Source organism: Kitasatospora sp. UYEF31 (assembly GCF_057291755.1).
In genome coordinates, this window is record NZ_JBXAWK010000011.1 from 1 (window position 1) to 19,737 (window position 19,737).

A 19,737-nucleotide genomic window follows, 5' to 3' on the forward strand; every position below is an offset into this window, starting at 1 on the left:
CGGGCTGTGCTGATTCCGGGCTCCAAGCGCAGGCGTTTTCCTCCCGCCGTCTTCGCTTCGCTCAGTCGTCGCTCGGCGCCTGCGCGTCGCCCGGGCAAGCCGCAGCCTCCGGCTGCGCTCGGGACGCTGCGCGCCCGTCGCCTCGCGGTGGTGCCGCAGGGGCGTTGCCTGGCTGTCGTCTCGCGGTGGTGCCGCAGGGGTGCTTCGCGGTGGGCTCACTCAAGGTGTAGTTGTCGCCGGGGCTGACCGGCGCGTCGCGCGTGTTTTCCAGCGGATACGTACGAAGCTGAAGGGATTAACAGACAGGTAACGGATCGGGGCGGGTGCGGGTGACTCAGCGGCAGGACGGCGACGTCAAGCGGCGCGAGCCGCAGCCGATGCGCATCCGGGCCGAGCGTCCCGCCGCCACGCGCCCGTCCGTACGGTCGGCCGCGCGCCCGGCCGGGCACCAGAAATCCGCTGTGCGGACCAAGCCCGTCGCGAGGGCGAAGTCCGCCGCGAAGGCCAGGCGGCGCTGGACCAACCTCCAGCCGCTGCTGATCATCATCAGCGCCTTCGTGCTGGCCGGCCTGGCCGGCTGGGCTGTCTGGTTCTCGTCCCTCCTCGACGTCCGTACGGTCGACGTGCGCGGACTGACGGCCCTTCAGGCCGGTCAGGTGCGGGAGGTCGCCGCAGTGCCGAAGGGGCAGCCGCTGGCCCGCGTCGACCTGGACGCGGTGCGCCGCCGGGTCGCCTCCGTGCCCCGGGTCGCGTCCGTCGAAGTCTCCCGCGAGTGGCCGCACGGACTGCGGATCACCGTGCGCGAACGCACCGCCGCCCTGGTGGTGCCGGACCACGGCCGTTTCGCGGAGGTGGACTCCAACGGTGTACGGTTCGGCAGCCTTGACAAGGCGCCGGACCGGATTCCGGTGGTGGACGCGGACGCTGACACCGTCTCACCTGGCACGTTGCGCGGTGTCGCGCAGGTGGTCGGGGCGTTGCCAGGGCCACTGACCGAACAGGTCCGCGGCATCGCGGCGCGCAGCCGGGACGACATCCGGCTGACACTCGACGGCGGGATCACCGTACTGTGGGGCGGCGCGCAGGACTCGGCGCGCAAGGCCGCCGTCCTCGGTGTGCTCCTGGAGCAGCGGAAGGCGAAGGTGTACGACGTGAGTGTGCCCGACGCCCCGGTGACCCGGACCGCACCGCTGCCGGGCCCCGCTCCGGCGTCGGCCGTCGACATCGTGCCGCCGTTACCGGCGGACACGGCTACGAGTGCTCCGGTGACCCCGGTCCCCAGCGCGCCGGCAACGCCGGCCGCAGTCCGTCCGGGGACGTGAAGCTGATCACTTGAAGTGAAAACAAGGGACGTGGTCCGGCGTGTTCGTTGAACCGCGTCCTGTAGCCACCTAATGTCCTGCGTAGTGCTATGGCCCCCCAGGTCGACGCGGCTTGCATGGACAAAGGCCTAAATCTAAACCTGAGGGTGAGGGTTGTGGAGGTTGCGGAAGCAGCCTGCGGAGCTTCCCCCATCGGCAATGTCCTCACAGCGGTCCCACGCGGTGAGGACGAGGAACTCGAGGCGAGAGGCCTTCGACGTGGCAGCACCCCAGAACTACCTCGCAGTCATCAAGGTCGTCGGTATCGGCGGTGGCGGCGTGAACGCCATCAACCGGATGATCGAGGTCGGTCTCAAGGGCGTCGAGTTCATCGCGATCAACACCGACGCCCAGGCCCTGCTCATGAGCGACGCGGACGTCAAGCTCGACGTCGGCCGTGAGCTCACCCGCGGTCTCGGCGCGGGCGCGAACCCCGATGTCGGCCGCAAGGCAGCCGAAGACCACCGCGAGGAGATCGAAGAGGTCCTCAAGGGGGCCGACATGGTCTTCGTGACGGCCGGTGAGGGCGGTGGAACCGGCACCGGCGGCGCACCTGTCGTGGCGAACATCGCCCGCATGCTGGGCGCCCTGACCATCGGCGTGGTCACCCGGCCCTTCACCTTCGAAGGCCGGCGCCGCGCCAACCAGGCCGAGGACGGCATCGCGCAGCTGCGCGAAGAGGTCGACACCCTCATCGTCATCCCCAACGACCGGCTGCTCTCGATCTCCGACCGGCAGGTCAGCGTCCTGGACGCGTTCCGTTCGGCGGACCAGGTCCTGCTGTCCGGCGTGCAGGGCATCACTGATCTCATCACCACCCCGGGCCTGATCAACCTCGACTTCGCCGACGTCAAGTCGGTCATGTCCGAGGCGGGCTCGGCCCTCATGGGGATCGGCTCGGCCCGTGGTGACGACCGTGCGGTGGCCGCCGCGGAGATGGCGATCTCCTCGCCGCTCCTCGAAGCGTCCATCGACGGTGCGCGTGGGGTCCTGCTCTCGATCTCCGGCGGCTCCGACCTCGGCCTGTTCGAGATCAACGAGGCCGCGCAGCTGGTCAGCGTGTCCGCACACCCGGAAGCCAACATCATCTTCGGCGCGGTCATCGACGACGCGCTCGGCGATGAAGTCCGGGTCACGGTGATCGCGGCGGGTTTTGACGGAGGGCAGCCGCCGTCGCGCAGCGAAGCTGCCAAGGCCCGCGCGCAGGCCGCCGAACAGGGGCAGACCCGGCCGGCGGCACCCGTCGGCCACGGCGCGCTCGCGGCCGAACCCGCGCCGGCGCCGGCCAACCCCGGCTCCTACCCGACCACTCCGGCACCCCGCGCGCCGCTGATCCCTGAGCCGGTGAAGGAGGACATCGACCTCGATGTCCCGCCCTTCATGAAGTAACACAGCATGAACTGGTACGGCCTGAAGCGGTAAGCAGCACGGTACGGAGCAGCAGAGCACCAAGCAGCACCGCATGTAGTAGGAATGCCGCATGTTCTCCACGCGCAGCAGTGCCGACGGCGCTCACTTCGCCTTCACCGACAGGTGGGGCGGGGTGAGCGCCGCTCCCTTTTCCCAGCTCAACCTCGGCGGCCACGTCGGCGACGACCCGCGGGCGGTCGCCGACAACAGGGTCCTCGCCGCACAGGGCCTGGGCCTGGACCCGGCCCGGGTGGTCTGGATGAACCAGGTGCACGGGGACACCGTCGACATCGTCGACGCCCCGCGCCCGGGTGAAGTCCCCGCCGCCGACGCGGTCGTCACCCGTACCCGGGGGCTGGCCCTGGCGGTCCTGGTGGCCGACTGCACTCCGGTGTTGCTCGCCGACCCGGTCGCCGGTGTCGCCGCAGCCGCGCACGCGGGCCGTCCGGGGATGGCAGCCGGACTCGTCATCCGTACGGTCGGGACGATGGTTTCGCTCGGAGCCGAACCCGGCAGGATCATCGCGCTGACCGGACCGGCCGTGTGCGGGTCCTGCTATGAGGTCCCGGCGGACATGTGTGACGAAGTCGCCGCGCTGGAGCCCGGATCGCGCAGCCGCACCCGCGCGGGGACCCCGGCCCTGGACGTCACCGCCGGAGTGTGGGCCCAGCTCCGCCGAACAGGAGTGACGCAGGGTGACAAATCCCACATCTGCACCAAGGAGTCGGAGGACCATTTCTCCTACCGGCGGGATGGTGGAACGGGCCGCCTCGCGGGCTACGTCTGGCTGGACTGAGCCGGTGCCCGCGACCGGCCGGACCGTACCGCCCGCTCCGGGGGACCACCCCGACCGGCGTCCGCACTCACGTTCGGGAATCATGGAGGGCATGAGTACGACACCCGCAGATCCGGCGCTGAAGTCACGTCAGGAAGAGCTCGCCGCCAACCTCGCCGACGTCGAGCGGCGACTCGTCGCGGCGTGCGACACGGCCGGCCGCGACCGCGCCGGAGTCACCCTCGTCGTCGTCACCAAGACCTACCCGGCGAGTGACGTCCGGCTGCTGTCCGGACTCGGCGTCCGGCACGTGGGGGAGAACCGCGACCAGGAAGCCGCGCCGAAGGCCGCGGTGCTCAACGACCTACCCCTGACGTGGCATTACATCGGCCAGCTCCAGACGAACAAGGCAGCCTCGGTCGCCGCGTACGCCGACGTCGTCCACTCGGTCGACCGCCGACGACTCGTCAGCGCGCTGTCGGCCGCGGTGCTCCGCAGTCGGGAACAGCTGCGCAGGGCACGGGAACTGACGGTCCTTCTGCAGATCAGTCTCGACGGCGACCCCGCGCGCGGCGGCGTGCTGCCCGCGGACGTCGAAGCGCTCGCCGAAGCGGTGGCTGGATCTGACGGTCTGAAACTCGGCGGCGTGATGGCCGTCGCGCCGCTGGGCGTCGAACCGGCCCGCGCGTTCGCCGGACTGGAAGAAATCGGAACCCGCCTGCGGAATGCCTATCCGACTGCAACCATGGTCTCGGCGGGGATGAGCGGCGACCTCGAACAGGCCGTCAGCGCCGGTGCGACACATGTACGCATCGGTACGGCGGTGCTCGGAGTCCGGCCATCCCTCCGGTAGCGTCACCGGAAAGGGTCTGCCACCACCCCGCACCGGGGCGGAGAGGCCCACCTGACCAGCCGATCCGCCACAGACCAAAAGGACGCGAACATGGCCGGCGCGATGCGCAAGATGGCGGTCTACCTCGGCCTCGTGGAGGACGATGTCTACGAGTACGACGACTACGACGAGGACGACCTCGGGCCGCGGTCACGTACCGACCAGACCGCTGATCGGACAGCCGAACGCCGTGACGAACGGCGTGAGGAGCGTCATCAGGAACAGCGCCAGGAAAAGCCGGCGGAAACCCGCGAGCCGCGGGAACTCCGCGAGGAGCACCGTGACGGCAAGGCCGTCCACCGGTCCGCGATCGTGCCTGTCCAACAGGACGAGCACCGTGCGACTGTGTCCACCATGTCCGACCGCCGCCCCGAGAGCCCAGTGGTGAACGTGCATAAAGTCGCGAGCGAGCGTGAACCCTACCGCATCACCACGCTCCACCCCCGTACCTACAACGAAGCACGTACCATCGGCGAACACTTCCGTGAATCGACCCCGGTCATCATGAACCTCACGGAAATGGAGGACACCGACGCCAAGCGGCTGGTGGACTTCGCAGCAGGACTCGTCTTCGGTCTGCACGGAAGCATCGAACGGGTGACCCAGAAGGTCTTCCTTCTGTCGCCTGCTAACGTCGATGTGACGGCGGAAGACAAGGCAAGGATCGCCGAGGGCGGTTTCTTCAACCAGAGCTAGAGCGGTAAATGCGGGATCTGAGGCAAGGCAGTGGTACCGGCCAAGCCGGCCCGGTGAACGTGCTCAAGGGGGCAGCGCAGTGAGTGTCGTGGTACAGATCCTCTATATCGCGCTGTACCTGTTCATGCTCGTGCTGCTGTTCCGGCTTGTCATGGACTACGTGTTCCAGTTCGCCCGGTCCTACCAGCCCGGCAAGGCGATGGTCGTCGTGCTGGAGACCACTTACTCGATCACGGACCCACCGCTGAAGTTGCTGCGCAGGTTCATTCCTCCGCTGCGCCTCGGGGGTGTAGCGCTAGACCTGTCGTTCTTCGTACTCATGATCATTGTGTGGATCCTGATCTACGTGGTCGGCGGGTTGTAAGCGGTACCGTCTGTCCGAAAACGCCGACGATCACGCTGAGGTGAAGAGATGCCGTTGACCCCCGAGGACGTACGTAACAAGCAGTTTACGACCGTCCGCCTCCGAGAGGGCTACGACGAGGACGAGGTTGACGCGTTCCTCGACGAGGTCGAAGCGGAGCTGACACGACTGCTGCGCGAGAACGAGGACCTGCGCGCCAAGCTCGCAGCTGCGACACGTGCCGCGGCCCAGAGCCAGCAGCAGGCCCAGCAGGCGCAGCAGCAACAGCAGCAGCGCAAGGAACGCGAACCGCAGGCGCCTGTACCGGCAGCCATATCCGGGCCCAACCAGGTTCCGCCGCCGCCCCAGCAGGGCGGCCCCCAGCAGCAGATGCAGGGCGGCCCGATGGGCAACCCCCAGCAGCAGCAACAGCAGATGCAGGGCCAGATGCAGGGCGGCCCGATGAGCGGCCAGCACCAGCTCCCGGGCGGACAGGGCGGCCCGATGGGCAACCCCCAGCAGCAGATGCAGCCGATGCAGATGCAGCAGCCCATGCAGCAGCAGGGCATGCAGGGCCAGATGCAGGGCGGCCCGATGGGCGGCCAGCACCAGCTCCAAGGCCCGCCGCAGCTCCCGGGCGGACAGGGCGGCCCGATGGGCAACCCCCAGCAGCAGCAGATGCAGCCGATGCAGATGCAGCAGCCCATGCAGCAGCAGCCGATGCAGCAGGGCGGTGGCGACAGCGCGGCCCGGGTGCTGGCACTCGCCCAGCAGACCGCGGACCAGGCGATCGCCGAAGCCCGCGCCGAAGCCAACAAGATCGTGAGCGAGGCCCGCACCCGCGCCGAAGGCATGGAGCGGGACGCCCGTTCGAAGGCCGACGCGCTGGAACGGGACGCCCAGGAGAAGCACCGCGTGGCGATGGGCTCCCTGGAGTCCGCCCGCGCCACGCTGGAGCGCAAGGTCGACGACCTGCGCGCCTTCGAGCGCGAGTACCGCACGCGTCTCAAGTCCTACCTGGACAGCCAGCTGCGCCAGCTCGAAGCCCAGGCCGACGACTCGCTGGCCCCGCCGCGGTCCCAGCCGGCCGTCTCGCTGCCGCCGTCCACCATGGGTCAGCAGGGACCGTCGTCGATGGCGCCCTCCTCCATGAGCCCGGCCATGACCCCGTCGCTCGGCGGTCAGGGCGGTCCCATGGGCGGCCCGCAGATGACGCAGCAGATGGCCCCGCTGCGCCCGCAGGCGCCGCAGCCGCAGCAGATGCAGCCGACCGGGCCCTCCGCCCAGGTCCGCGGCTTCCTGATCGAGGACGACAACGACAACTGAAGTCGTGACCGTCTGACGGACCCTTGAAGGGGCGTCGGGACACCCACCAGTCCGTGGACCTGGTGTGTGCCCCGGCGCCCCTTCAGGTTTCTCGCCGGGCTGTGTTGCTGCCGGGCTCCAAGCGCGGGCGTCGCCCGGTCGGGCCGCGGTCGCCGGGCGCGCTCCGGGGTGCTGCGCGCCCGTCGCCTCGTGGTGGGGCCGCCGGGACGCTGCGCGTCCGAACGCGAGAGGGCCTGTACGGATTTGAAATCCGTACAGGCCCTCTCGTTTTTTGATCTTCAGCCGGTCAGCGCTTCGCCTTGCGCAGCCACACGCGCAGGCCCAGGGACTCCTCCTGGACCTCGTGGAGTTCCTCGTCCTCCGGGGTGCCCTGGACGAATTCCAGGGCCAGGACCTCTTCGGCCACCTGCGCGCCGTGGGCGAGCAGGGCCGAGGTGGTCTCCTCGGCGGTGTCGGCGCTCCACCACACGACGATCCGGTCCGACACGTCCAGGCCGCTGTTCTTGCGGGCCTCCTGGATCAGCCGGACGACATCGCGGGAGATGCCCGCGAGCCGCAGTTCGGGGGTGATCTCCAGGTCGAGGGCGACGGTGGCGCCGGACTCGCTGGCCACCGCCCAGCCCTCACGCGGGGTCTCGGTCACGATGACCTCCTCGGAGGACACGGTGATCTCCGCGCCGTCCAGGAGCACGACGGCCTCGCCGGTGGCCCGCAGCGCGGCGTACAGCGCCGCCGCGTCGGTCGCCGCGATCGCCCCGGCGACCTTCGGGGTCTCCTTGGCGAACCGCTTGCCCAGGGCCCGGAAGTTGCCCTTGGCGCTGTACTCGACCAGGTCCCCGCCCGCGTCGGACAGTGAGGCCAGGGACAGGACGTTGAGCTCCTCGGCGATCTGCGCGCGCAGTTCGTCGTCCAGGGTGTCCCAGCCCTGTGCGCCCACCAGCGCGCGGCCCAGCGGCTGCCGGGTCTTCACTCCGGAGTCGGCGCGGGTGGCCCGGCCCAGCTCCACCAGACGGCGGACCAACGCCATCCGGGTGGACAGCTCCGGCCTGATCAGCGCCTCGTCGGCGGTCGGCCAGGCCGCCAGGTGAACCGAGTCGGGAGCGTCGTCCGAGCAGGGGCGGACCATGTCCTGCCACACCCGCTCGGCGATGAACGGGGTCAGCGGCGCCATCAGCTTCGTCAGCGTCCCGATGACCTCGTGCAGCGTGCGCAGCGCGGCCGGCTCGCCGTCCCAGAAGCGGCGGCGCGACCGGCGGACGTACCAGTTGGAAAGGTCGTCGGTGAACTGCGAGAGCAGCTTTCCGGCGCGCTGGGTGTCGTACGCCTCCAGGGCGGCGTCCACGTCGCGGACCAGGATGTTCAGTTCGCTGAGCAACCAGCGGTCGATCAGCGGACGGTCGGCCGGGGCCGGGTCCGAGGCGCTGGGCACCCATTCGGCGGTACGCCCGTACAAAGCCTGGAAACTGACCGTGTTCCAGTAGGTCAGCAGCACCCGCCGGACGACTTCCTGGATGGTTCCGTGGCCGACGCGACGCGCCGCCCACGGGGAGCCGCCCGCGGCCATGAACCAGCGCACGGCGTCTGCGCCGTGCTGGTCCATCAACGGCACCGGGGCCAGGGTGTTGCCCAGGTGCTTGCTCATCTTCCGGCCGTCCTCGGCCAGGATGTGCCCGAGGCAGACGACGTTCTCGTACGAGGAACGGTCGAACACGAGTGTGCCGATGGCCATCAGCGTGTAGAACCACCCACGCGTCTGGTCGATCGCCTCGGAGATGAACTGCGCCGGGTAGGAGCCCTCGAACAGTTCCTTGTTCTTGTGCGGGTAGCCGTGCTGCGCGAACGGCATCGAGCCCGAGTCGTACCAGGCGTCGATGACCTCGGGCACCCGCACCGACTCGGCGGAGCAGCCCCCGGCGGTGCACGGGAAGGTCACTTCGTCGATGTACGGCCGGTGCGGGTCGAGCTCCGACAGGTCGCGGCCGGTCAGCTCCGACAGCTCACCCAGCGAACCCGCGCAGGTCAGGTGCCCCTCCGCACAGCGCCAGATCGGCAGCGGAGTGCCCCAGTAGCGGTTGCGGGACAGCGCCCAGTCGACGTTGCCGTTGAGCCAGTCGCCGAAGCGGCCCCACTTGACCGTCTCCGGGTACCACGTGGTCCGCTCGTTCTCCCGCAGGAGTGCGTCCTTGACCGCGGTCGTGCGGATGTACCAGGACGGTTGCGCGTAGTAGAGCAGCGCGGTGTGGCAGCGCCAGCAGTGCGGGTAGCTGTGCTCGTACTCGACGTGCCGGAACAGCAGGCCGCGCTCACGCAGGTCGGCGACGAGCTTCTCGTCGGCCTTCTTGAAGAACACCCCGCCGACGAGCGGGACCGACTCCTCGAAGGTGCCGTCCGGGCGGACGGGGTTGACCACGGGCAGGCCGTACGCCTTGCAGACGATGAGGTCGTCCGCGCCGAACGCCGGCGCCTGGTGGACCAGGCCGGAACCGTCCTCGGTGGTCACGTAGCCGCCGAGCACCACGAAGTTGGCGTCCGGCATGTCGACGAGCTCGAACGGCCGCTGGTAGGCCCAGCGCTCCATCTCCGCGCCGGTGTACTTCTCGCCGGTCAGCGTCCAGCCCTCGCCGAGGGCCTTCTCCACCAGCGGCTCGGCGACGACGAGGCGTTCCGTACCGTCCGTGGCGACGACGTAGGTGACCTCGGGGTGGACCGCCACGGCGGTGTTGGACACCAGGGTCCACGGGGTGGTGGTCCACACGAGCATCGCGGTGCCCTGCCCGTTCACCGGGGCCGCGAGCGGCCCGCCGGTCAGCGGGAACCGGACGAACACCGACGGGTCGACGACCGTCTCGTAGCCCTGCGCCAACTCGTGGTCGGACAACCCGGTCCCGCAGCGCGGACACCACGGGGCGACCCGGTAGTCCTGCACGAGGAGGCCCTTGTCGAAGATCTGCTTCAGCGACCACCACACCGACTCGATGTAGTCCGGGTCCATCGTCCGGTAGGCCTGGGACATGTCGACCCAGTAGCCCATCCGGGTCGTCAGCTCTTCGAACGCGTCGGTGTGCCGCTGGACCGACTCACGGCACCTGTCGTTGAACGGCGCGACGCCGTACGCCTCGATGTCCTGCTTGCCGGCGAAGCCCAGCTCCTTCTCGACGGCCAGCTCCACCGGCAGACCGTGGCAGTCCCAGCCGCCCTTGCGGGGGACGTGGTAGCCCTTCATCGTCCGGTAGCGCGGGAACACGTCCTTGAAGACGCGGGCCTCGATGTGGTGCGCGCCGGGCATGCCGTTGGCAGTGGGGGGCCCTTCGTAGAACACCCACTGGGGGCCGTCGGCGGTCTGCTTCAGACTGCGGCCGAAGATGTCCTGCTGCTGCCAGAACGTCAGGACTTCGTGTTCCATGGCAGGCAGGTCGACCTGCGCCGGTACCGGGCGGTACATGGGCTGTTCCTTCCGCGGGCGTGTCTGTCCGGGGAAGGGACGAGACGCCCGTGCTGAGGTCTGCCGCCCGAAGTCACACGTGGTCCGGTCCCGTCGTCGCTTCGCTCCGACGGACCCGGCGTGTGACCTCGCGGCGAAACCCCAGGGCCTCCCGCGGTACCACCCTTCTTGGCCGTGGCGCTGTTTCACACCGCCCGAAGTCACACGTCGTCCGGTCCCGTCGTCGCTTGGCTCCGACGGACCCGGCGTGTGACCTCGCGGAGGAATCCGGCGTACGGCCCACTCATTCGCCGCGGGTGCCGGTTCTACGGGGCCTGTGCGCTGTTCGTACAGAGTTCTGTACAGGCCCTTCTTCCGACGGCTCCGGGGTGATCTTCGCGCCGCGCACACCCCCGGGCTCACACCGTCCCCGGGTCGCTTCGGAGTCCCCTCCGGCTGCGTGCGGCGGTACTCGTCCCATCAGCACCGTCCCGCTGAACGAATTGTATGCCGAACGACCGGCCGCCGACTCCTGGATATGCACGGTGCCGCCCTGCGCCGCCCGGACGCCGTACGCCCAGGAGTGGCTAACGAGCCGTGGAGCAGTCGGTAACGAGACGGACACGCGGAAAAGGGATAGCCCTCGCCGACAGTGGGCACAACCGTGATGCGTCGCCGCCCCGGCGCGGCACCAGCGGTGGCGCACCCCGTCTCCGGGGCCCCGGACTGCGTCCGGGCAGCGGAGCGGCGCGACACAGTCGCACACAGTCGCACACAGTCGCACACAGTCGTCCAGAGAATCCCTACTTATCCCAAGGGGGCCGTGACCATGGCGGAGACCGGAAAAGCAGACGGCGGACTGACCAGGCCAGGCGGCTCGACGGCGGTCGCCACGGCCGGAGGGGGCGTCAAGAGCGCTGCTCCGGCGAACGGCGTCAAACCGGCGTCGACTGTCAAGGCGACGGCCCGGCCCAGCCGGTCTAAGGCGGCGGTGGCAGCGCGCGCCGCTGCCGCGGGCTCGACGGTGACCGCGGTGGCCCTGGGCGATTTCCGCGGCCCCGACGTCTACGCGGTGCGCTCCGGCGAGGACCCGTGGACGGCCGACGACCTGGGCACCGTCCGCGACAACCTGCTCGCCGACGTCGAGCGGCTGCGCGGCGAGATCTCCCTGGCCGAGCACGGCATCGCGGACCTGCTGCGGGATTCCGGTGACGGCGCGGGCGACGACCAGGCCGACGCGGGCACCAAGAACATCGAAAGGGAGCATGAGGTGTCCCTGACGAACAACACCCGTGGCATGCTGCTCCAGTCGGAACGGGCGCTGCGCAGGCTCGCCGACGGCACGTACGGCGACTGTGAGTCCTGCGGCTCGCCCATCGGGAAGGCCCGCCTTGAGGTGTTCCCGCGTGCCATCCTTTGCGTGACCTGCAAACAGCGCGAGGAGCGCCGATAGCCGACCCGTCCGGGCCCGGCCGACGCCCCGCAGCGCCTATCGAGTGAAGCGGAGCGTCGGCCATCGGTACCGGAGCGGAACCACGGGAGGGCCGGGCGGCCCATGCGTCCGAGACAGTGCCTGACGCGGCAGTGCCCGACAGCAGTGTCGACAGTGTTGTGGAGGACAGCGCTGTTGAGAGCCGTGCCGTTGACAGCAGTGCTGTTGAGCGCAGTGTTGTTGAGCGCAGTGCCGAAAGCGGCACTGACGGCGACTCCGACAGCGGTGACACCCCGGTGAACCGCGGCGCGCGCCGGGTCGGCGTCCTGCTCGGCATCGCGGCTCTGGCGTACATCCTCGACCTCGGCAGCAAGCTCTTGGTCGTCGCCGAGCTGGAAGGTGAGGAGCCCATCCGGCTCCTGGGCGACTGGCTCCAGCTGCACGGCACCCGCAACTCCGGCGCGGCCTTCGGCATGGGCCAGGGCTACACCGTCGTGTTCACCCTGATCGCCGCGGCCGTCGTCGTGATCATCCTCCGGCTGGCCCGCAAGCTCTACAGCCTGCCCTGGGCGGTGGCCCTGGGCCTGCTCCTGGGCGGAGCGCTCGGCAACCTCACTGACAGGTTCTTCCGGGCGCCCGGGTTCCTGCGCGGGCACGTGGTGGACTTCATCGCGCCGAAGAGCTTCGCCGTGTTCAACCTGGCGGACTCCGCGATCGTGGTCGGCGGGTGCCTGATCGTGCTGCTGTCCTTCATGGGGTTGCAGCCGGACGGCACGAAGGACACCGACTCCGAGACTGACCCGGACACCGGCTCCGACGCGGACTCCGAAGAGCGGGACACCGCCGGGGACTCCGCCGCCGAGCCGCCGGAAGGGCCTGCCGGCAGCAGGTGATCCCGTACTCCGCCTGTGCCGGTCAGGCCCGGAACGCTGTCACCCATTCCTTGGGCCGCGGCGTTTCGGGCCTGACCGATTTCCAGGCGCCGGCGGTGGGCCCGCGGCCGTGCGGGAGGGCCGTACCGCCGGACCGGTCATACTTGTGGAGTGACCACGCCTGAGATCCGTACCCTGCCCGTCCCCGAAGGCCTCGAAGGGGAGCGTGTCGACGCTGCCCTCGCCCGCATGATCGGCCTGTCCCGGACCAAGGCCGCCGAGCTGGCGGCCGAGGGCAAAGTGCTGATCGACAACGTGCGGGCCGGCAAGTCTGAGCGGGTGATGGCCGGGTCCTGGATCCAGGTCGAGATGCCCGGCGCGCCCCGCGCCGTCGAGCTGATCGCCGAGCCCGTGCCCGGCATGACGATCGTGCACGACGACGACGACATCGTCGTGGTCAACAAGCCGGTCGGCGTCGCCGCGCACCCGTCGATGGGCTGGACCGGGACCACCGTCATCGGCGGTCTGGCCGCGGCCGGCTACCGCATCTCCACCTCCGGCGCGGCCGAGCGTCAGGGTGTTGTGCACCGCCTCGACGTCGGTACGTCCGGACTGATGGTCGTCGCCAAGTCTGAGCGCGCCTACACCCTGCTCAAGCAGGCGTTCCGCGAGCGTACGGTCGACAAGCGCTACCACGCGCTCGTCCAGGGCCACCCCGACCCGCACGTCGGCACCGTCGACGCGCCGATCGACCGGCACCCCAGCAGCGACTGGAAGTGGGCGGTCGTCAAGGACGGCAAGCCCAGTGTCACGCACTACGACACCCTTGAGGCGTTCCGCGCCGCGAGCCTGCTCTCCATCAAGCTGGAGACCGGCCGCACGCACCAGATCCGCGTGCACATGTCGGCCACCCGGCACCCGTGCGTGGGCGACCTGACGTACGGCGCGGACCCGACGCTGGCCAAGAAGCTCGGCCTGACCCGGCAGTGGCTGCACGCGGTCTCGCTCGGCTTCCACCACCCGGGGACGGGCGAGTGGGTCGAGTACACCAGCGAGTACGCGCCGGACCTGGCGGAGGCGCTGGAGCGCATCCAGGACTGAGTTCGGATGGGACTGAGTTCGGATGGGACTGGGGTCGGCCGGGACCGGGTTCCGTCAGGGCTGGGTTCCGGAAGGACTAAGTGACGCTTGGTGTGACCTTTCACCCGTTCGGTCGTCGAGTTGGTGACGGCCTTCGGGTGACGGTGGGTCTGTGCCAGGTGTGCGTGGGAGGCTGGAGGGGAATTCCTCCGGGAGCTCACGGGAAGGAGGCGTGACGGTGATGGCCGTTGAACCTGTGTTGAACACCCACGGTGCCTACGACCTCTTCCAGACTCTGGACGCACTGTCCAGGGGAGCTTGATCTCAACTGGTCGAAGCAATTGAGGCGGTCAGCAGCTCGGCGAATACCTCAGCGGGTTTCTGGTGGTCGAGGATACGGCGGGGCCGGGTGTTGAGTTCCTCGGCGACGGCCCGCGGGTAGGGCTCGTGGGCGGTGATGTCGGTGCCTTTGGGGAAGTACTCGCGCGGCAGCCGGTTCGTGTTCTCGTTGGTGCCGCGTTCCCACGGGGAGTGCGGGTGGGCGAAGTACACGTCCGACTCCGTGGCGGGGGACAGTCCTTGATGCTGGGCCATTTCACTGCCCTGGTCCCAGGTCAGGCTGGTGGGCATCTGCCTGGGTACGTCGCGGACCGATTCGATGAGGGCGTCGCAGACGTCGGTGGCGTTGTTCCCCGACGGCAGGGGGACCAGGATCGTGTAGCGGCTGGTGCGCTCGACCAGGGTGCCCGGTGCGGTCTTCCCGTCCCTGCCGGGTGTTGTCAGCCAGTCGCCTGGCCTCCGGGGATCTTGCGGTCCTCGACTTCGGCGGGGCGGTCGTCGATGGAGTGCGTGCCGACGATCCGGGCGCCGGTCGGCTTCGTCCGGCCGCGGGGGCGGCGTTCGGCCCGGCCCGGGCGGGCCGGTACCTCGCGGCGCGGGTCGGGAAGACGGTCGGGTTTCCGCGCCTTGGGTCGGCAACGGGATCGTCCGGCCTGGTCGTTCGCGTGGTGGGCGCGGTGGTTGGCCCGGCCGCCGTGGCGGCGGATCTCCCGGCTGACCACCGAGGGGCGGCGTCCGATCCGGGCGGTTGTCTGTCCGCCTTCCAGGTTCTCGACGATGCCCCGGGAGATCTCCTCGCGGTCTGCGGGCGACAGGGGGGCGCGGCGGGGCGGGACGTTCACAGGCGGCGGTCTCCGGTCGGTGGATGAGGCCGCCGAGCCTACGGGACCAAGATCAATTGCTTCGACCGGTTGAGATCAAGGAGATTGCAGTTCCATTCAAGAAGCATTTTTTCGGCGGGTGTCGTGCATGGGGAGCTTGGATTCGTTCTCTTATCTTTGGGATGGGACCGAGAAAGGGTGGATTTTGTTGAATGTTGGACAGGGTTTCCCGCATGTTATTTTCAATGAAATCTCCGAGAAGGGGATAATTGTTGAGGATGGTGAGATCTGGGCATCGGTGATTCAGGAGATGCTGAATGCCGGAGTTCGTTTGATTTCTCCAGGATCTAAATCCTCTGAGTGAATTCATTTGGTCACGCTGTCGCTTGAGGGGTGCATGTACCGGCATCGCTGGGAATCGGCGCTCGACGGAGCGGGATTACCGCAGAAGGCCATGCCAGGTCCGGTGATCAAACAGCGAGGAATTCTCGAACGCATGGCTGGCAGTCAGAAAATCGCAGCAGCGGTGACTGTGCCGCTACTCCTTCTGCTCGGCGTGGTGCTGTGGTTCGCGTTCCGGGGCGAAGGAAATAATCATTCTGCACTTCCGGAGGCCCACAATGCCTCGCTTGTGCCAACGGTGTGCACCCTCTTGGCGGGTGGGCCTTCCATGTCAGTGCAGTCCGCGGCGCAACCCGCCGTCGCAGCAGGCAAAGTGAACCTCCAGCAGATCCCGGCCAAGGTCGCGTCACCAGACGAAGCGACACCGCTGCTCGACGGACTCCTCGCCCACCACTGTCGGCTGGTCATCGTGAGCGGCGGCAGCATCACCTCAGCCGTCAGCGCAGTGGCCCCGGAGCATCCGACTGTGCGGTTCGCCGTTCTCGATGCTCAGATCGGTGTGCTGCCCAACGTCATCCTGGTGGACGGGACGCCGGAAGGGGTCCAGGCGCAACTGGCAGACCTGATCGGACGGGTGGAGCGTGGGCCGGCGGGCTGACCGCTGGTGCGATCCGGTCCAGTCCGGGTGTGTGGATCGGGCGCGGATCCAAGCATCCTCCCGGGGGTCGCGAAGCGCCCGGGAATTCGGGCGTGCCAGTCCAGCGCTGACCGGTGCCGAGTGGGGTCCGGCGACTCGCGTGGAGAGCACTCCCGTCGTACGGTGAAACCCGTACAAAACGAGCGTGACGTGAGGGGTGTGCGTGGACCAGCTCACCGTCGTGTTCCTGCTCATGCTCGGCACGGTCGCGGCGGTCACCCTCGCCCGGCGCGTCAAGCTGCCGTGGCCCGTCCTCATGACGGTGTACGGGCTGGTCCTGGCGCTGATCCCCGGCGTACCCGATCTGAAGCTCGACCCGGAGCTGATGCTCCCGCTGCTCCTGCCGCCGTTGCTGTACGCGGCGGCCTGGCGGACCAGCTGGCGGGAGTTCCTGGCCAACCTGCGGCCCATCATGCTGCTCGCGGTCGCCCTGGTGGTCGTCACTACGGTCGCCGTCGCCGCTGTCGCCCACGCGGTCGTGCCCGGGCTGCCGGTCGCCGCCGCGCTTGCCCTCGGGGCGCTGGTCGCCCCGCCCGATCCGATCGCCACCAGCGCCGTCGCCGGGCAGCTGCGGTTGCCGCGCCGCCTGGTCCAGCTCCTGGAGAGCGAAGGCCTCTACAACGACGCCACCGCGATCGTGATCTACCAGATCGCGGTGATCGCCACCGTAGCCGGTTCGGTGAGCGGACTGGAGATCGGCACGGTCGCCGTACTCACCGTGGTGGTCGCGGTGCTGGTCGGGCTGACTGCGGCCGGGGTGAGCGTGCCTGTCGTCAACCGGCTGGCCGATCCGGCGGCGGGGACGGTCTTCAGCCTGCTCGTGCCGTTCGTCGCCTACATCGTGGCCGACCACCTCGGTGGTTCCGGGGTCCTGGCGGTGATCGTGGCCGCGCTGCGGATGCGCTCCGTGATCCTGGAGACGGACGACATCGTCGGCCGGCTGACCGCCCACTCCGTGTGGGAGGTCATCGAACTGATGGTCACCGGTCTGGCGTTCGGCATCGTCGGCCTGGAGCTGCGGCCCGTCCTGCGGGAACTCGGCGACGGCCTGGGGGAGACCCTGCTGCAGGCCGGGGCGGTGTCCCTCACCGTGATCGTGGTCCGCGCGCTGTGGCTGTTCCCGGCTGCCGGGCTGGCCCAGCGGAGCGGCTTCAACAAGGCGGCGTCAGCAGCCGGTTCCGACCGCCTCCCGATGCTGGCCCCACGCGAAACCGTGGTCCTGTGGTGGTCCGGGATGCGCGGTGTCGCCACGGTCGCGCTGGCCCTGGGTCTCCCGCTGACCATGGACGACGGCAGTCCCTTCCCGGAGCGGGCCCGGCTGGTCGCCATCGCCTTCAGCGTGGTCCTGGTGACGCTGGTCCTGCAAGGGATCACGCTGCCGTTCGTGGTCCGCGGGCTGGGCGTCCGGCTGTCGGCCGACGCTGTCCCCGAAGCCGACCGCGGGCTCGCCGTCCGCGCGCACAAAGCGGCACTGCACCGGCTCGGGGTGCTGGAGGACGAGGGCGATGTGCCGGAGGAAGTGTCGATGAGTCTCCGTGCCCGGCACCACGCGATCCTGGCCAGGCTCAACCCGGACTCCGTCCGGGAGGACAAACGCGAGCTGGTCGCCGGACGGGCCCAGCAGATGGAGGCCTACCGCCGGGCCGACCGGGAGATGGCGCGGGCCGCCCGCCGGGAACTGCGGAAGGCCCGCGGCGAGACGGGCGTCGACCCCAGCGCGGTGGACCGCGTGCTGAAGAACCTCGATGTGCACGGCGTACGGTCCGCCCGCTTGCACTGACGCGGAGTCGTGCGTGACACCAGGCCGGGCGGGTTTGGACCGTCCGGGTGGACCGGGGGATCATGGGATTTCCGCACCCGCGGTCAGACCGGCAGGAAAAAAGGAGTCACACCCCGTGGCCAGGATTGTGTTGTTCCACTCGGCTTACGGGCTGCGCCCCGCCGTCCGGGCCGCCGCGGAGCGGCTCCGCGACGCCGGCCACGAGGTCACCGTGCCGGACCTTTTCGACGGCCGTACGGTCGGCACCGTCGAAGAGGGCATGGCCATCAGCGAGCAGATCGGCAACGAGGAACTGCTCAAGCGTGTCGTCGCCGCTGCCGCGCCGCTCGGCGGGGGCCTGGTGTACGCCGGGTTCTCACTCGGTGCCGCACTGGCCCAGAACCTCGCGCTGGCCGACGGGCACGCGGCCGGGCTGCTGATGTTCCACGGTACGTCCGACCTGCGGGCGGACGCGGCGACGGAGATCCCCGTACAACTGCACGTGGCCGAGCCCGACGCGTTCGAGTCGGAGGACTGGCTGAACGCCTGGTACCTGAGCATGCGCAAGGCCGGGGCCGAGGTGGAGGTCCACCGCTACCGGGGCGCCGGGCACCTGTTCACGGACGCCGACCTGCCGGACTACGACGCGGCGGCGGCGGAGGAGGCCTGGGCGGCGGCGCTGGCGTTCCTCGCGGAGACCGACAGCGCCTGACCCGGTGCCGTTCGGCCGGGAACGCGCGGGACGCGCTCCGCCGGGACGGCCCTGGACTTTCCGCGGCACTGTGACCACCACGGGCCGCCCCGCGAAGTCCGGGACCGTCCCAGCGGACGCCTACCCGCGGGTGTGGTCGTCAGCTCTGCCGCTGGTCAGCCCTGTCGTTGGTCGACCCGGGCCTGGCGCTGGCCCGGGACGATTCCGGGCTCTTCGAGTTCCGTGCCGGATTCGCCGGCCGGCTTGTCCAGGCTGACCTGCTTCAGCGCGCCGGTCTCCGAAGGGAGGTACTGCTTGGGGCGCTGCCGGACGAGTGCCACCGGGGGCCGGGGTGCCTCGGCGGGCTTCGTCTCCGTCAGCTGCATGCCGTAGTCGGCCTTGTCCGGCGTGTAGCCCTCCCCGGCGCCGGGCGCGGTGGCCGTGGCGATCCGCGGCAGGGCGTACGGGTGCTTGCCGCGCAGGAACTCCAGGAGCTTCTCCCGTACGTCACACCGCAGTGTCCACACGTCGTCGGCGTCCCTGGCGGTGACCACAGCCCGGACCAGGATCGTGGTGGGGTGCGTCTCGGTGACGTACAGGCTCCAGCCCATGCCGTCCCACAGCCCGGAGTTCTTCAGGATGTGGTGCAGTTCCTCGCGCAGTTCGGCGATCGGCGCGGAGTGGTCCAGGTGCAGGAAGACCGTGCCGGTCATCCGGGTGTCGGTCCGCGACCAGTTCTCGAACGGGCGGCTGGTGAAGTAGGAGACCGGCATGACCAGCCGACGCTGGTCCCAGGTGTTCACCACCAGGTAGGTCAGCGTTATCTCCTCGACCGTCCCCATCTCGTTGTTGACGACCACCGAGTCGCCGATGCGGACCATGTCGCTGAAGGCGATCTGCACCCCGGCGAACACGTTGGCCAGCGCACTCTGCGCGGCCAGACCGGCCACCACGCCCAGGAGTCCGGCGGAGGCGAGCAGCGAGGTGCCGATGGTCTTCATGGCGGGGAAGGTCATGATCATCGAAGCGAGCGCGATCATCGTCACGATGGCCGCGCCGACCCGGCGGATCAGGTCGATCTGCGTCCGGACCCGGCGGACCTTCCCCGTGTCGGTGGCCACCGCCGCGTACTTCTCGAACGATGTGTTCACCAGCACGGTCGCGGCGTGCACGGCCAGCCACGAGCAGGATCCGATCACGGCCAGCACCAGGAAGTGCCGCACCGCCCCCCGGGAGCTTTCGGGCAGCCCCGCGGCGGGCTCGCTGACCAGCAGGAGAACCGTGCCGAGCGTCACCACGAACGAGGCCCGCGAGCGGCGCAGCATCGGCCACAGCGCGCCGCCGGCGGCCGGTCTGCGCGTCTGGATCTCCCGGGCGAGCCGACGGGTGCCCCAGGCGGCGCTGACGGTGGTCAACAGCACCACCACCAGCACGATCAGCGGGCGGAGTACGTTCCAGACGTCCACGACGGTTGTGCTCC

At 69.5% G+C, this 19,737-nt stretch carries 17 protein-coding genes and 1 pseudogene; 14 read left to right on the top strand and 4 right to left on the bottom strand.

Translation table 11 applies throughout. The annotated features are described in order from the left end of the window. Positions 1–329 precede the first annotated feature (329 nt). The 7 genes and pseudogenes from AC0Z36_RS07730 to AC0Z36_RS07760 all read left to right on the top strand — a co-directional run bounded on the left by AC0Z36_RS07730 (position 330) and on the right by AC0Z36_RS07760 (position 6,803). A complete protein-coding gene (locus tag AC0Z36_RS07730) occupies positions 330–1,322 on the top strand; it encodes a cell division protein FtsQ/DivIB (protein WP_485461966.1) in 993 nt (330 codons plus the stop codon). Positions 1,323–1,580: 258 nt separating this feature from the next. Continuing rightward, positions 1,581–2,652, top strand: a pseudogene (ftsZ, locus tag AC0Z36_RS07735) (cell division protein FtsZ); the annotation flags it as partial. 189 nt (positions 2,653–2,841) lie between these two features. After that, the gene (gene pgeF / locus AC0Z36_RS07740) at positions 2,842–3,567 is read left to right on the top strand and encodes a peptidoglycan editing factor PgeF (protein ID WP_485461967.1); all 726 of its coding nucleotides are present in this window, start codon (positions 2,842–2,844) and stop codon (positions 3,565–3,567) included. A 118-nt stretch (positions 3,568–3,685) separates the two neighbouring features. Further along, positions 3,686–4,399, top strand: coding sequence for a YggS family pyridoxal phosphate-dependent enzyme (locus AC0Z36_RS07745; protein ID WP_485462072.1), 714 nt, complete (start codon positions 3,686–3,688; stop codon positions 4,397–4,399). A 90-nt stretch (positions 4,400–4,489) separates the two neighbouring features. Then, complete coding sequence (locus AC0Z36_RS07750; RefSeq protein ID WP_485461968.1) at positions 4,490–5,134, top strand: cell division protein SepF; 645 nt, start codon at positions 4,490–4,492, stop codon at positions 5,132–5,134. Between the two features lie 79 nt (positions 5,135–5,213). Then, positions 5,214–5,498, top strand: coding sequence for a YggT family protein (locus AC0Z36_RS07755; RefSeq protein WP_485461969.1), 285 nt, complete (start codon positions 5,214–5,216; stop codon positions 5,496–5,498). Positions 5,499–5,546: 48 nt separating this feature from the next. Further along, positions 5,547–6,803, top strand: coding sequence for a DivIVA domain-containing protein (locus AC0Z36_RS07760; RefSeq protein WP_485461970.1), 1,257 nt, complete (start codon positions 5,547–5,549; stop codon positions 6,801–6,803). Positions 6,804–7,089: 286 nt separating this feature from the next. On the opposite strand, the gene ileS is transcribed toward AC0Z36_RS07760, so the two are convergent. Then, the gene (gene ileS, locus AC0Z36_RS07765) at positions 7,090–10,245 is read right to left on the bottom strand and encodes an isoleucine--tRNA ligase (RefSeq protein ID WP_485461971.1); all 3,156 of its coding nucleotides are present in this window, start codon (positions 10,243–10,245) and stop codon (positions 7,090–7,092) included. 808 nt (positions 10,246–11,053) lie between these two features. Between ileS and AC0Z36_RS07770 the strand changes: the two genes are divergently transcribed. From AC0Z36_RS07770 to AC0Z36_RS07780, 3 genes are all read left to right on the top strand, one after another. Further along, complete coding sequence (locus tag AC0Z36_RS07770; RefSeq protein ID WP_485461972.1) at positions 11,054–11,677, top strand: TraR/DksA family transcriptional regulator; 624 nt, start codon at positions 11,054–11,056, stop codon at positions 11,675–11,677. A 275-nt stretch (positions 11,678–11,952) separates the two neighbouring features. Continuing rightward, positions 11,953–12,549, top strand: a complete 597-nt coding sequence (gene lspA, locus AC0Z36_RS07775; RefSeq protein WP_485462073.1) for a signal peptidase II — start codon at positions 11,953–11,955, stop codon at positions 12,547–12,549. Between the two features lie 150 nt (positions 12,550–12,699). Next, on the top strand, positions 12,700–13,629 hold the full coding sequence (locus AC0Z36_RS07780; RefSeq protein ID WP_485461973.1) for an RluA family pseudouridine synthase: 930 nt from the start codon (positions 12,700–12,702) through the stop codon (positions 13,627–13,629). A gap of 303 nt (positions 13,630–13,932) precedes the next feature. Here AC0Z36_RS07780 and AC0Z36_RS07785 read toward each other — a convergent pair whose 3' ends face one another. Further along, positions 13,933–14,391: an IS30 family transposase gene (locus AC0Z36_RS07785; RefSeq protein WP_485462074.1), complete on the bottom strand. Its 459-nt coding sequence runs from the start codon at positions 14,389–14,391 to the stop codon at positions 13,933–13,935. Further along, positions 14,388–14,789, bottom strand: coding sequence for a transposase (locus AC0Z36_RS07790; protein WP_485462081.1), 402 nt, complete (start codon positions 14,787–14,789; stop codon positions 14,388–14,390). Before AC0Z36_RS07790 ends, AC0Z36_RS07785 begins: the two co-directional genes overlap by 4 nt. A 127-nt stretch (positions 14,790–14,916) precedes the next feature. Here AC0Z36_RS07790 and AC0Z36_RS07795 point away from each other — a divergent pair, with 127 nt between their 5' ends. The 4 genes from AC0Z36_RS07795 to AC0Z36_RS07810 all read left to right on the top strand — a co-directional run bounded on the left by AC0Z36_RS07795 (position 14,917) and on the right by AC0Z36_RS07810 (position 18,278). Beyond that, positions 14,917–15,132 carry a hypothetical protein gene (locus AC0Z36_RS07795; protein WP_485461974.1) on the top strand — a complete coding sequence of 72 codons (216 nt, stop codon included), beginning with the start codon at positions 14,917–14,919 and terminating at the stop codon, positions 15,130–15,132. A 6-nt stretch (positions 15,133–15,138) separates the two neighbouring features. Next, positions 15,139–15,768 carry a hypothetical protein gene (locus AC0Z36_RS07800; RefSeq protein ID WP_485461975.1) on the top strand — a complete coding sequence of 210 codons (630 nt, stop codon included), beginning with the start codon at positions 15,139–15,141 and terminating at the stop codon, positions 15,766–15,768. Between the two features lie 202 nt (positions 15,769–15,970). After that, positions 15,971–17,587: a Na+/H+ antiporter gene (locus tag AC0Z36_RS07805; protein WP_485461976.1), complete on the top strand. Its 1,617-nt coding sequence runs from the start codon at positions 15,971–15,973 to the stop codon at positions 17,585–17,587. A 67-nt stretch (positions 17,588–17,654) separates the two neighbouring features. Continuing rightward, complete coding sequence (locus AC0Z36_RS07810; protein ID WP_485462075.1) at positions 17,655–18,278, top strand: dienelactone hydrolase family protein; 624 nt, start codon at positions 17,655–17,657, stop codon at positions 18,276–18,278. A gap of 155 nt (positions 18,279–18,433) precedes the next feature. On the opposite strand, the gene AC0Z36_RS07815 is transcribed toward AC0Z36_RS07810, so the two are convergent. Then, positions 18,434–19,723, bottom strand: a complete 1,290-nt coding sequence (locus tag AC0Z36_RS07815; protein ID WP_485461977.1) for a mechanosensitive ion channel family protein — start codon at positions 19,721–19,723, stop codon at positions 18,434–18,436. Positions 19,724–19,737: the final 14 nt, after the last annotated feature.